General features: G+C 66.2%; 12 protein-coding genes and 1 pseudogene. 3 read left to right on the plus strand and 10 right to left on the minus strand.

Annotated features, from left to right (window positions below):
- Positions 1-286, plus strand: a pseudogene (locus PHC73_RS05630) (MFS transporter); the annotation flags it as partial.
- 317 nt (positions 287-603) lie between these two features.
- Here PHC73_RS05630 and ppsA read toward each other — a convergent pair.
- Complete coding sequence (ppsA, locus tag PHC73_RS05635) at positions 604-2,982, minus strand: phosphoenolpyruvate synthase (RefSeq protein WP_300125493.1); 2,379 nt, start codon at positions 2,980-2,982, stop codon at positions 604-606.
- A 302-nt stretch (positions 2,983-3,284) separates the two neighbouring features.
- On the opposite strand from ppsA, the gene PHC73_RS05640 reads away from it, so the two are divergent.
- Positions 3,285-3,563: an Lpp/OprI family alanine-zipper lipoprotein gene (locus tag PHC73_RS05640; RefSeq protein WP_300125495.1), complete on the plus strand. Its 279-nt coding sequence runs from the start codon at positions 3,285-3,287 to the stop codon at positions 3,561-3,563.
- 485 nt (positions 3,564-4,048) lie between these two features.
- Here the strand turns inward: PHC73_RS05640 and PHC73_RS05645 are convergent, their stop codons facing one another.
- From PHC73_RS05645 to PHC73_RS05675, 7 genes are all read right to left on the minus strand, one after another.
- Positions 4,049-5,029, minus strand: coding sequence for a L,D-transpeptidase family protein (locus tag PHC73_RS05645; protein ID WP_300125498.1), 981 nt, complete (start codon positions 5,027-5,029; stop codon positions 4,049-4,051).
- A 79-nt stretch (positions 5,030-5,108) separates the two neighbouring features.
- Positions 5,109-5,744 carry a glutathione S-transferase family protein gene (locus PHC73_RS05650; protein WP_300125501.1) on the minus strand — a complete coding sequence of 212 codons (636 nt, stop codon included), beginning with the start codon at positions 5,742-5,744 and terminating at the stop codon, positions 5,109-5,111.
- A gap of 2 nt (positions 5,745-5,746) precedes the next feature.
- Positions 5,747-6,121 carry a YciI family protein gene (locus PHC73_RS05655; protein WP_300125504.1) on the minus strand — a complete coding sequence of 125 codons (375 nt, stop codon included), beginning with the start codon at positions 6,119-6,121 and terminating at the stop codon, positions 5,747-5,749.
- A 118-nt stretch (positions 6,122-6,239) separates the two neighbouring features.
- On the minus strand, positions 6,240-7,514 hold the full coding sequence (gene serS, locus PHC73_RS05660; RefSeq protein WP_300125507.1) for a serine--tRNA ligase: 1,275 nt from the start codon (positions 7,512-7,514) through the stop codon (positions 6,240-6,242).
- Positions 7,515-7,517: 3 nt separating this feature from the next.
- A complete protein-coding gene (locus PHC73_RS05665; protein WP_300125509.1) occupies positions 7,518-8,441 on the minus strand; it encodes a hydroxyacid dehydrogenase in 924 nt (307 codons plus the stop codon).
- Between the two features lie 317 nt (positions 8,442-8,758).
- On the minus strand, positions 8,759-9,769 hold the full coding sequence (locus tag PHC73_RS05670; RefSeq protein WP_300125512.1) for a ketopantoate reductase family protein: 1,011 nt from the start codon (positions 9,767-9,769) through the stop codon (positions 8,759-8,761).
- Positions 9,770-9,879: 110 nt separating this feature from the next.
- Positions 9,880-10,218: a P-II family nitrogen regulator gene (locus PHC73_RS05675; protein ID WP_300125514.1), complete on the minus strand. Its 339-nt coding sequence runs from the start codon at positions 10,216-10,218 to the stop codon at positions 9,880-9,882.
- Positions 10,219-10,307: 89 nt separating this feature from the next.
- Between PHC73_RS05675 and gluQRS the strand changes: the two genes are divergently transcribed.
- Positions 10,308-11,201, plus strand: a complete 894-nt coding sequence (gluQRS, locus tag PHC73_RS05680) for a tRNA glutamyl-Q(34) synthetase GluQRS (protein WP_300125517.1) — start codon at positions 10,308-10,310, stop codon at positions 11,199-11,201.
- A 102-nt stretch (positions 11,202-11,303) separates the two neighbouring features.
- Here gluQRS and PHC73_RS05685 read toward each other — a convergent pair whose 3' ends face one another.
- Both PHC73_RS05685 and PHC73_RS05690 read right to left on the minus strand, forming a co-directional pair.
- Positions 11,304-12,017 (minus strand): SDR family oxidoreductase, encoded by a 714-nt coding sequence (locus tag PHC73_RS05685; protein WP_300125519.1) that lies wholly within the window; start codon positions 12,015-12,017, stop codon positions 11,304-11,306.
- Between the two features lie 288 nt (positions 12,018-12,305).
- The coding region (locus PHC73_RS05690) for an ATP-binding domain-containing protein (RefSeq protein ID WP_300125522.1) at positions 12,306-12,842 on the minus strand (537 nt) is incomplete at its 5' end.

Genomic DNA, 12,842 nt, shown 5'->3' on the forward strand with positions numbered 1-12,842 from the left:
CTGGGTGTTCGGGGTGATCGGCAGCCTGCTGTCGGGCCTCGGTTTTTACATGCTGCACAACACGCTACAGGTGAACGCCACTCAAATGGCGCCGCAGGCGCGCGGTGCGGAGGTGTCGATCTTCGCCGCCAGCTTTTTCATGGGCCAAGCCGCCGGCGTGACGCTGACCGGCTGGCTGACCACGCACATTGGCAGCGCCGCCGCCATCGGCATCGGCGGCGTCGCGTTGCTGTGCATTGGGCTCGGCTTCGGGCAGGCAGTGGCGCGGCGCCACGCCGTGCGCTGAAGGCGTGTGAATTTTTCAAGCTCCGAGGCCGGCCAGAGATGGCCGGACGCGGATCAGCCCGCAAGGGCTCGATTCGCGTGAGCCGTCCGGGCGTGTACCGGACGGGCGACGCAAGCAATGCGCAGGACGCGCATTTCTTCACAAACGCTGACCCCAGCCTTGGCAACTGCATCGGCATGCCGTGCAGCGCGGCACTCGCCAGCGCCGGCCGCAGTGAATCTGGAATGCAGGCAACGCCTGCCCGGTCATGTACCGGGCGGCGCTGCCTGCCTCAGCGTTTCCCGAACGGCACGCGCATCATTCGGCGAGGTACCGAATCAATCGGCACTCGCCGCGCCGCCAGCCAACGCCAGCCAGGTGGACACCACCGTGTCGGGGTTCAGCGACACGCTGCCGATGCCCTGCTCGACTAACCACTGCGCCAAATCGGGATGATCGGACGGTCCCTGACCGCAGATGCCGACGTATTTGCCAGCGCGCCGGCAAGCGTCGATGGCGAGCTTCATCAGGGCCTTGACGGCAGGATCGCGCTCGTCGAACTCGCCGGCCACCAGCCCCGAATCGCGATCCAGGCCCAACGTGAGCTGGGTGAGATCGTTTGAACCGATCGAGAAACCGTCGAAATGGTCGAGGAACTGGTCGGCCAGCACGGCGTTGGACGGCAGCTCACACATCATGATCAACCGCAGGCCATTGCCACCGCGCTTGAGCCCCTGCTCGGCCAGCAGTTCGGTCACCTGCCGCGCCTCGCCGAGCGTGCGCACGAACGGGATCATGATTTCGATGTTGGTCAGGCCCATGATGTCGCGGACCTTCTTCAGCGCCCGGCATTCGAGTGCAAAGCAGTCACGGAAGCTTTCGGCGATGTAGCGCGAGGCGCCGCGGAAACCCAGCATCGGGTTTTCCTCGTGCGGCTCGTACAACTCACCGCCGAGCAGGTTGGCGTACTCGTTGCTCTTGAAGTCCGACATGCGCACGATCACCGGCTTCGGCCAGAACGCCGCGCCCAACGTGGCGATACCCTCGACCAGCTTTTCGACGAAGAAAGTCTGCGGGTCCGGATAGCCGGCGATGATCTCGTCGATGGCGCCACGCAGCTCGGCACCGAGCGTGGCGTAATTGATCAGCGCCTTCGGGTGCACGCCGATGCCGCGGTTGATGAGGAACTCCAGCCGCGCCAGGCCCACACCGGCGTTCGGCAGGCTGGCGAAGTCGAACGCCCGCTCCGGGTTGCCGATGTTCATCATGATCTTGGTCGGCGGCTCGGGCATGGCATCCAGGCGCACCTCGCTGACCTCGCTCTCGAGCGCGCCCTCGTAGATGAAACCTGTATCGCCCTCGGCGCAGGACACCGTCACCGCCTGGCCGGTCACCAGGCGCTCGGTGGCATTGCCGCAACCGACCACCGCTGGGATGCCGAGTTCGCGGGCGATGATGGCGGCATGACAGGTGCGCCCGCCGCGGTTGGTGACGATGGCCGACGCGCGCTTCATCACCGGCTCCCAATCGGGGTCGGTCATGTCGGCCACCAGCACCTCGCCCGGCTGCAGCTCGCCCATACGCGCCGGGCTGTCCACCACGCGCACGTTGCCGATACCGATGCCCTGTCCTACGCTGCGGCCGCTGACCAGCACCTTGGACTTTTCCTTCAGCCGATAGCGGCGCAGCACCTGCGAGTCGCCGCGCGCCTTCACCGTCTCCGGCCGTGCCTGCAGGATGTACAGCTGGCCGTCCTCGCCGTCCTTGCCCCATTCGATGTCCATGGGGCGACCGTAGTGGTCCTCGATGATCAGCGCTTGGCGGGCCAGCGATTCGACCTCGGCATCGGTCAGACAAAACCGCCGCCGGTCGGCCTCCGGCACCTCCACGGTAGTGGTCGAACGACCGGCGCAGGCCGAATCGGTATAAATCATCTTGATCAGCTTGCTGCCGCGATGGCGGGAGATCACCGCGGGGCGGCCGGCGCGCAGCGTCGGCTTGTGCACGTAGAACTCATCCGGGTTCACCGTACCCTGCACCACCGTCTCGCCCAAACCGTACGAGCCGGTCACGAACACCACGTCGCGGAAGCCGGACTCGGTGTCCAGCGTGAACATCACGCCGCTGGCGCCGATGTCACTGCGCACCATGCGCTGGATGCCGGCCGACAGTGCCACGTGTTCGTGCGCGAACCCCTGGTGCACGCGATAGGCGATCGCGCGATCGTTGTAGAGCGAGGCGAACACATGCCGCACCGCCTGCAGCACCTGGTCGGCACCGCGGATGTTGAGGAAGGTTTCCTGCTGACCGGCGAACGAGGCATCCGGCAGGTCTTCGGCCGTGGCCGAGGAGCGCACCGCCACCGACACGTCGCCCTGATCGCCGCACAGCTTGCGATAGGCGTCGACGATGGCCTGCTCCAGGCCATCCGGGAACGGCTGCGCGAGCAGCCAGCCGCGAATTTTCTCGCCGGTACGCGCCAGCGCCGCCACATCGTCGACATCCAGGGCATCGAGCTCCGCCTTGATGCGCTGCGCCAAGCCGTCCTTGGCCAGGAAATCGCGATAAGCCCGCGCCGTGGTGGCAAACCCGCCTGGCACCCGCACACCCAGCGGCTGCAGGTGACTGATCATCTCCCCCAACGAGGCGTTCTTGCCACCCACCTGGTCGACGTCGTGCATGCCAAGGGTGTCGAACCAACGCAGATATTCGGCCATGCGGCACTCCGGACTGGTGAAAAATAGGCAAACCGCCGGCAGCCGCGCGTGAAGCCCGGGTGCCCCACGCCACACGTCGCGAAGCCACTGCCAACACCGGTCGGCTATTTTGCCAGAGCCTTCCCCTGCCCGCCCCGAGCGCGGACACCGGCGCGGCGCGCCGGCGCCACACCTGACTCGGATCAACGCGTGTTTTTGCTTTGTTTAAAGCCCGCCTTTATAATTCGGCCGTGTCTCGTCGTAGTGCGGTGTCGCACCGCACCTTTTAAGGTGTTTTTGTTTCAGCCTCTTAGGGGATCAATATGCAAAACAAACTGATCATCGGCAAACTCGCTGCGGTTGCCCTGTTTGCCACCCTGGCCACCGGTTGCGCCACCAAGGGCTACGTGAACGAGCAGGTCGCCCAAGCCAAGTCGGCTGCCGACAGCGCCCAGGCCACCGCCAATGCCGCTTCCTCGAAGGCGGACGCCGCCAGCGCCAAAGCCAGCGAAGCCTTGGCCGCCGCGCAGGCCGCTCAGCAGTGCTGCGTCGATACCAACGAAAAGATCGACCGCATGTTCAAGAAGTCGATGCTGAAGTAAGCACCCGCTTACCAAGCATTCCAAAAAGCGGGGTCGGCTCTGGCTGACCCCGCGTTTTTTATGGTTCATTCAACGCGGCGGCGTTCTCTGGAGGACGCTGAAAAATTTCTTCCCTGGAATTTTTTCGCCTCGCGTCGGCGCGGCACGCGCCCACAGGGGTTACCGTTTCTCGTTTCACGCCAGGGGCAGCCTCACAAGCAGGGAGTGCCGAATGAACTCGCGCCTCCTGCTAGGGAAGGGCTGAAAAATTCCGTCCATGGAATTTTTCAGCTCGCCGTCGCGCGGTACACGCCCGCGCGACGCTCCATGAATCAATGGCTTACGCCCTTGATTCATGCCGGGGCATCCTGCCCCGGAGGGAACCGCTGAATAAATCAGCGGTCTAGAAAACACGGCAGCGCAGTACGCCGCTGCGCGGCGATCGATGAATCGCCTTCCCTGCCCGCCCCCGCCGCACACCCCGCGAGGGCGACGCCGCGTTGTCGTCAACGCCCAATAGCGAGCGTTTCATGGGGCTTTCGGTATGCATCCAGCTGCGGCGAATCGTCGGGTTGGGTGATCGGTACCGGAATGCCGGTAGGCTTGGCCAGTTCCCGGCGCACCGCTACCCAATCGACGTCGGCCGTAGCCACCCCGCGGCTGGCGAGCAGGCGCGCGATTTCGCCGAGCGCCCCTTCCCTGCGGCCTTTTTCCTCTTTCAGCGGGGGGTGCACTTCCAGGTAGGTGACACCGAAAGCCTGACCGATCTTGTAGGGCTGGCTGACGAAATTCACCTTGACCCCCGGCGTCACCTGATTGAACAGGGTGGCGATATCCTCCGGATACAGGCGCAAACAACCGTGCGTGACGCGCATGCCGATGCCATACGGCTTGTTGGTGCCATGAATCAGGTAGCCAGGCACGCCGAGCCTGAGGGCGAACTGACCGAGGGGATTGTCCGGTCCGGCCGGCACTACGGGCGGCAGGATGTCACCCTTGGCGGCATGCTCGATGCGGATCGATTCCGGCGGCGTCCAGGTGGGGTTGGGAACCTTCTGCGTGATTTGCGTCACCCCGAGCGGGGTCCGCCAATCGTAGCGGCCGATGCTGATCGGGTAGGTTTCTACCTGCGGGATACCGCCGCGTGCCGGCAGGTAGTAATAAAGCCGCATCTCGGGGATGTTGATGACGATGCCTTCGCGCGGCGCCATCGGCAGGATGTGCTGGGTCGGCAACACCACCTGTGTGCCTTCACCGGGCATCCATGGATCGACGCCGCGGTTGGCCATCTTGATTTCGGTATAACCCAGACCGCCGCGGCGGGCGATATCAAGCAGCGTGTCTTCGTGGCGCGCCGTCACTACTTTGACCTGTCCGATCAGGTCCACGTCGCTGGGGGGCAGCGGCACGGTGTCCGCCCGCGCATGCAGGGCCAGCGCGCCGAGCAGCGGCAGCAGGGAACGTAGCCAGGTGTGGGGGGCGGTCACGCGCGGGAACTCTCGGATGCGGCAGCCAAAGGGCGGGAAGTCTAGCAAATCGCCCCGCCTGCACAGGCTGTGCCGCATCTCAAACCAGACCGCCCGCCCGCAAATCCGCCAAAAAGATCGTGTCCTGCCAGGCCGGCCGTTCACGCAGTACCGCCAACCAGCGCCGTACGGCCGGATACGGTGCGAAATCAACACCGAGCGGCAGCAGCGCCGGCACGCTCGCCCCGAGCGCGATGTCGGCGATGGAGTAGCCGTCGGCCACGCAGTCGCGCCCGCCCAGCTGCCGCCCGAGTATGCCGAGCAGGAAGGCCATGCGCTGGCTGGCAGCAACATCGTCGTGGCCGCCGACACGCGCCTGGTACAACGCCATCAGCGCCGGGATGACCGTGCTCGCCTCCCAGCCAAGCCACTGCAACACCCGCCCCCGCCGGCGCGGGTCGGTGGGCAGCAGCGGTGTCGGGCCGCGGCTGTCACACAGGTATTGCAGGATGGCCGCCGATTCCCACAGGATGAAGCCGTCGTCGTCCAGGATGGGCGTCAGACCGTTCGGGTTGAGCGCCCGCAGCGGCGCGTCGGCCGGGCGCAATTCAGTGGCCGGGTCGACGTCGATCAGCTCGAAGTCGACTCCCAGCTCGCGCAGCAGCACGGCGACCTTGAGGGCGTTGTGCGAACCCGGGTGATCGGCCCGCGGCAGGATGTGATAGAGGCGAAGCACGTTCAGAACACCCGCTGCCAGGGATAAATGGTTTCGATCGCGAAATAGCCGTGCCGGGCCAGTGGATCGGCGTCGTGCAAAAGGCGCGCCTGCTGCGGCGAGTCAGCCTCGAAGATGTTGATGGCGTTTTCGAAGCCGCTGCATGGCCCGCCGCTCACGAGCTTGCCGCTGGCGCGCAGCTCGGTGAGGTGCTTCAAGTGCGCCGCCAGCACGCCGGCAAGACCGCTCGGCACGCCCTGCGCCTCGATGTCGGCCTGACTTGGCAGGCGCTGGTGGCAGATGGCGTCGTCGATGTAAGCGAACGCAGTCGGCGGCAACTCGCCGCGCAGGCGCGCGACGGCGTTCGCGTCGAAGCGGGAAATGACCACGTATTGCATCGCTATTCCTCCTCGGCGGGGGTTCGCGGCTGAAGACGCTCCCACAGTTTCCTGACCACAAGGATGCTGCGCCAATCGACGGCGGCCGGCAACACAGGCCGGCCGCATGGCGCCTCGATCAGGTGCGCGCGATGCGCTCGAGACCACCCAGGTACGGGCGCAGCACGTCGGGCACCACGATCGAGCCGTCCGCCTGCTGGTAGTTTTCGAGCACCGCCACCAGCGTGCGGCCGACGGCGAGGCCGGAGCCGTTCAGCGTGTGCAGCAGTTCGGGCTTGCCGGTGGCGGGGTTGCGCCAGCGGGCCTTCAGGCGCCGCGCCTGAAAGTCGCCGAAGTTGGAGCAGGACGAGATTTCCCGGTACTTGCCCTGCCCCGGCAGCCACACCTCGAGGTCGTAGGTCTTGGCGGACGCGAAGCCCAGGTCGCCGGTGCACAGCACCATCACCCGGTACGGCAGGCCGAGCCGCTGCAGCACGGTTTCTGCGTCGGCGGTGAGTTCCTCGTGCGCCTGCCAGGAGGTTTCCGGCGGCACCAGGCGCACCAGTTCGACCTTCTCGAACTGGTGCTGGCGGATCATGCCGCGGGTGTCCTTGCCGTAGCTGCCGGCCTCGCGGCGAAAACACGGCGTATGGGCGACCAATTTCAACGGCAGCTCGCCCGCCTCGACGATGCGCTCGCGCACGATGTTGGTGACCGGCACCTCGGCGGTGGGGATGAGGTAGTAGTCATCGCGCGCGGCGAACAGATCCTCCTCGAACTTCGGCAATTGGCCGGTGCCGAGCAGGCTGTCGGCGTTGACCAGGTACGGCACGTACAGCTCGGTGTAACCATGCTCGCGGGTGTGCAGATCGAGCATGAACTGCGTCAGCGCCCGCTGCAGCGCGGCGAGCGGGCCGCGCAGCAGGCTGAAACGGGCGCCGGCGATCTTGCTGGCAGTCTCGAAATCGAGCCCACCGAGCGCCTCGCCCAAGTCCACGTGATCGCGCGGCTCGAAATCGAACGCCGGCGGCTGCCCCCAGCGGCGCAGCTCGACGTTGTCGTCCTCGCTCCTTCCCTGCGGCACCGACTCGTGCGGCAGGTTCGGGATTTCGAGGCAATAGGCGTCCAGTGCGTCGTGCACGGCCTTCAGATCGGCTTCGAGCTGCGCCAGGCGCTCGCCGACGCCCGTCATCTGCGCCAGCAGCGGGGCGGCATCTTCGCCGCGCCGCTTGGCCTCGCCGACTGCCTTCGAAACCCGGTTGCGCTCGGCCTGCAGCCGCTCGGTTTCGGTCTGCAGCGCCTTGCGGCGGGCTTCCAAGTCCGCCAGGCGCCGCAGGTCGAGCGTAAAGCCGCGCCTGGCCAGCGCGGCCGCGATGGCTTCCGGCTCGCGGCGCAGCCGTTGCGGGTCGAGCACAGGTCAGTCCTTGAGCGCTTCGATGATCATCTCGGCCGCCTGCACCGTCATGCGCGTGAGCGCCTCGCGCGTGGCGGCACCGATGTGCGGGCACAGCACCACGTTGTCGAGCGCCAGCAGCTCCGGATGATTGGGCGGCTCGGCCTCGTACACGTCGAGCCCGGCGCCGGCGATCTGCCCCTGTTGCAGCGCCGCGATCAGCGCCGGCTCGTCCACCACCTCGCCGCGGGCGGTGTTGATGAAGATGGCGTTGGGTTTCATGCGCGCGAACTGCGCGGTGCTGAAAAGATTCCGCGTCGAATCCAGCAGCGGCACGTGCACGGTGATGTAGTCGGCGGCGTCGATGACGTCGTCTACCGTTTCTACCTTGCGCACGCCGTGCTCGGCCATGCCGGCGACCTCTACGAACGGGTCGTAGCCGACCACCTGCATGTCGAAGGCCAGCGCGCGTTTGGCCACCAGCTTGCCGATGTTGCCGAAGCCGACGATGCCGAGTGTTTTGCCGGCGAGTTCCACGCCCGTGAAGCGGTCGCGGTCCCAGCCCTCGCGCGAGCGCACGTAGCGGTCGGCGGCGGCAATGTTGCGCGACACCGCCAGCATCAGGCCGAACACCAGCTCGGCGACCGACACCACGTTGGCCTGCGGCGTGTTGCGCACGACAAGACCCTTTTCCTTGGCGTAGGCGAGGTCCACCTTGTCGAGCCCGCTGCCGGCGCGAGCGACGATCTTGAGTTTTTTGGCGTTGTCGATGACGGCCCTGGAGACCCGCGTGTAGGTCTTGATCATCAGCGCGTCGTAGTCGCCGATGATGCGTGCCAAGGTCTCCTCGTCCGTGCGCTCGCGCACGTCGACGTCGAAATGCTGGCGCAGCAGGTCGATGCCGGCCGGCTCCAGGGTTTCTGCTACCAGAACGCGTTTTTTGCTCATGTCCGCTCAGAGTTTGTGAAGAAATGCGCGTCCTGCGCACGTCTTGCGTCGCCCGTCCGGTACATGCCCGGACATGCTCAAGCGAATCGAGCCCTTTACGGAAACGCTGATGTATTCAGCGTTTTCCGTCCGGGGCGCGATGCCCCGGCTTGAATCAAGGGCATGAGCCCTTGATTCACGGAGCGTCGCGCGGGCGTGTACCGCGCGACGGCGAGCTGGAAAATTCCAGGGAGGGAATTTTTCAGCATTTCCATACAGGCTCGATTCGCGTCCGGCCATCCCTGGCCGGCCTGAGAGCTTGAAAAACTCACAAGCTCTCAGGCCAGGTAGTGGTCCAGCACCTTGATGATGCGGTACGCCGCCGTGACCGTCGGCACCGGGATGCCAAGCTCGCGGCCTTTGTCGACGAAGGGTTTTACGATGTAGTCGACCTCGGTCTTCTTGCCGCGCACCACGTCGTCGTGCATGGAGGTGCGCCCGGCGTAGCCCTGCGCCTTCATACGCTCGCCGAAGCCGAGCATCAGCTGCACGGCGTCTTCCTCGGTCGCGCACTCGTAGACGTCCTTCAGGCGCGACAGCGGCGCGTAGAAGTTCTGCGGCGTGTAACCGAGCGCGCCGTACACCGCCAGCAGCTCGCGCGAAATCGCCACGTAATGCTCGGCGCCCTCGCGCAGCGTCATGCCGTGCACGAAGGTCAGCTCGCTGTTGCCAGCCAGCGTGCTCACCGACCAAGCCGACGCGTTGCAGATCTGCGCCAGTTTTTCCCACAGCACCTGGCGGATGCAGTCCACCGCCTTGGCGCCGAGGCCGGCCTTGTTGAAGGCGTCGGCCAGCGCCTGTGCGCGCGGGCTCACGGTGCCGTCCAGCTCGCCAAAATAGGCGGTGGTCGGCACGGTGACGTGATTTTTGACGAAGCCCGGCGCCTCGAGCGTGCCACCCTCGATGGTGGAAGCCCCCATCACCCTGGCCGGATCGCCGATCCAGCGGGTCAGGATGTCTTCCTTGACGATGGTGTTCTGTACCGAGCAAACGGTCTTGACGCGGCTTTTCAGGCAATCCGCCGAAGCCAGCGCGCTGTCGCTGTCCTTGGCCTTGGTGGCCAGGATCAGGTAATCGAACTCGCCCTTGGCGTCGGCCGGGTTGCTCACCGCGCTGAGGTTGTCACGGACGTGGTGCTCGCCGCGCACGCCCTCGATGCGCAGCCCGTCGCGGGCGATGGCCTCGGCATGGGCCGGGCGCGCGATCAGCGTAACGTCGACGCCACTTTCCGCCAAGTAGCCACCGATCACCGACCCCAAACCACCAGCACCGAGTATGCAAACGCGCATGATGAAACACTCCTACGGATGAACTGCATTGGGCGCGTAGCGCCTTGCAAAGGGGCGATTGTTTTGGCGCCGCCGCGGCGGTGTCAACGCGGGCCGAGGAAAACCGCCGTTCAGATCGCGTCCGGGCCGGTCTCGCCGGTGCGGATGCGCACCACCTGCTCCAAGGGGCTCACGAAAATCTTGCCGTCGCCGATCTTGCCGCTGTGGGCGGCGCGGGCGATCGCCTCGACCACGCGCTCGACGTCCTCGTCACGCACGGCCACCTCGATGCGCATCTTGGCAATAAAATCGACCACGTATTCGGCGCCACGGTAGATCTCGGTGTGGCCCTTCTGGCGCCCGAAGCCGCGCACCTCGGTCACCGTCATGCCGGTGATGCCGATCTCGCCGAGCGCGTCGCGCACGTCGTCGAGCTTGTGCGGCTTGATCACCGCCGTGACGAGTTTCATACCCCTGCTCCCTGTTGTCTGGCCTGCGGCGCCTGGCACGCACCGGGTCGGATAAGGTACAACGAAAGCCACTGCCGCTCCGTCCTGCAATGGCACATATCTGTGGCCGCTTCGCTCCTTCGCCAAGCGGCGAACTGCACATCGGCTCGCTGCTTGCGGCCGTGGGCAGCTACCTGGCCGCCCGACACGCCGGCGGGCGCTGGCTGCTGCGCATCGACGACCTCGACCCGCCGCGCGTGGTGCCCGGCGCCGCCGACGCCATCCTGCGCAGCCTGGAAGTCCACGGCCTGTGCTGGGACGGCGAAGTGTTGTGGCAAAGCCAGCGCGGCGAGGCGTACCACGCAGCGCTCGACACGCTGCGCGCGGCCGGCCTGATCTATCCATGCGCCTGCACCCGGCGCGAGCTGACGGCCATTGCGCGCGCCGGTGTGGACGGGCCGATCTATCCCGGCACCTGCCGTCACGGCCTGCCAGCCAATCGCGGCGCTCGCGCCTGGCGCCTGCGCGTGGCCGACACGCGCATCGATTTTTGCGATGCCATCCAGGGCCAGCAGTCGCAGCAGTTGGCACAAGCAGTGGGCGATTTCGTGGTGCAGCGCGCCGACGGGCTCGTCGCCTACCAACTCGCCACCGTCGTCGACGACGCCTTTCAGGGCGTCACGCAAGTGGTGCGAGGCGTCGACCTGCTCGCCTCCACCGCCCGCCAGATTTACCTGCAGCGGTGTCTTGGCCTGCCGCAGCCGGACTATGCCCACCTGCCGCTGCTGGTCGACGCCCGCGGCGCCAAGCTCGGCAAGCAGACTGGCGCCAAACCGCTGGACGCCGCGCGCGCCAGCGACAACCTGCGCCGCGTACTCACCGCGCTGCGCCTGCCGCCGCCGGCCGAGCTGCACGGCGCGCCGCCAGCGACGCTGCTGCAATGGGCGGTGGCGCACTGGAACCCCGCCGCACTCGCCGGCGTGGATGCCTGCGCGGTGCCGTAGGGAGCCGCTTACGTCTTGACGCTCCGGGGCCGGATGCCCCGGCCTGAATCAAGGGCGTAAGCCATTGATTCACTGAGTGTCGCGCGGGCGTTTACCGCGCCCTCAGGCCGTATCCGGGCGATAGGTCCAGCCGTACTCGCCGTGATAGATCATCAGTCGCGTCATACCGCCATCCACGGTGATGTTCTGCCCGGTGATGAAGCCGCTTTTGGGATCGCACAGAAACATCACCGCGTTGACGATATCGGCCGGATTGCCGACGCGACCGGCCGGATGCTGGCGCGCATCGGGGCCCTCGATATGGCCGCCGCGGGTGTCGATCCAGCCCGGCGAGATGGAATTGACGCGCGCCGTACCGGCCAGCGTGATGGCCATGGCGTGCGTCAGCGCACTGATGGCGCCCTTGGCGGCGGTGTAGCTTTCGGTGTTCGGCTGACTCATCGACTGCCGGGTCGACGAGATGTTGACGATGCTCGCTGCGGGGTTGAAATGGCCCATGAACAGCTGCGTCAACAGAAAAGGCGCCGCCGCGCCGACCCGCAGCACGTAATTGAAATCGTCGTAAGAGCAGGTATCGAGCCCACCGCGCGACAGACAGGCATTGTTGATCAGATAGTCGACGGCGCCGTGATCCGCGATCACCTTGGCGGCAAACGCCCTCAGCACGGCCTCGTCGGCAATGTCACCCACGAAGTAGTCGTTGTCCTTCACGTCGATGCAACAGACGGCGACACCTTGCCCGGCAAACGCATCGCAAATCGCCCGCCCGATGCCCTGCGCACCGCCCGTCACCACGGCCACTTTTGGTTTGCTCATCATTCGATTTCCTGAGGGATATGCCGAAAAATTCCCTCCCTGGAATTTTGCAGCTCGCCGTCGCGCCGTACACGCCCGCGCGACACTCAGTGAATCAATGGCTTACGCCCTTGATTCAGGCCGGGGCATCCTGCCCCGGACGAAACACACTGAATAAATCAGCGCTTCCTGAAGAAACCCTCAAAAATCCCAGCACAGCAAACCACGATTGATTCAGCCTGCCTGCCCTGAACAGGAAGCCCCGGCGGAATTGACATGCCCAAGCCTGCACGACCGCCACCGCGGCGGTCATGACTCGTATCGCGGCGTGCTGCGCAGCCGATCCGCCAAGCCCGAATCGCGCTCCAGCCGCCGGGTAATTGCAGCGGCGAAGGTGACCTCGCTGCCCCACACGGTGACGCCGTCCCGGGCACGGGTGATGGCGGTGTAGATGAGTTCGCGCGCCAGCAGCGGATTCGGCTGCGGCGGCAGGATCAGCAGCACGCGCCGGAACTCGCTGCCCTGGCTTTTGTGCACGGTGAGCGCGTAGGCGGATTCGTGCGCCGGCAGACGGCTTGGGGCGAGCGCGCGCGGGGCGCCATCCGCGCCGACGAACCAGGCGCGCAGATTGCCGCCGGCATCGGGCAGCAGCAGGCCAAGGTCGCCATTGAAAAGACCGAGCGCGTAGTCGTTGCTGCCGATCAAAAGGGGCCGGCCGGGGTAGTTCACCGCCTGCCCGCGGATGAGGCCGCGGCGGTGCAGCGCGCGCTCGATGGCGGTGTTGACACCGGCCACGCCGAACGGCCCCTCGCGCAGCGCCGTCAGCACCTGGAACTCGCCGAGCCG

This window comes from Immundisolibacter sp., assembly GCF_028696615.1.
GTDB lineage: Bacteria > Pseudomonadota > Gammaproteobacteria > Immundisolibacterales > Immundisolibacteraceae > Immundisolibacter.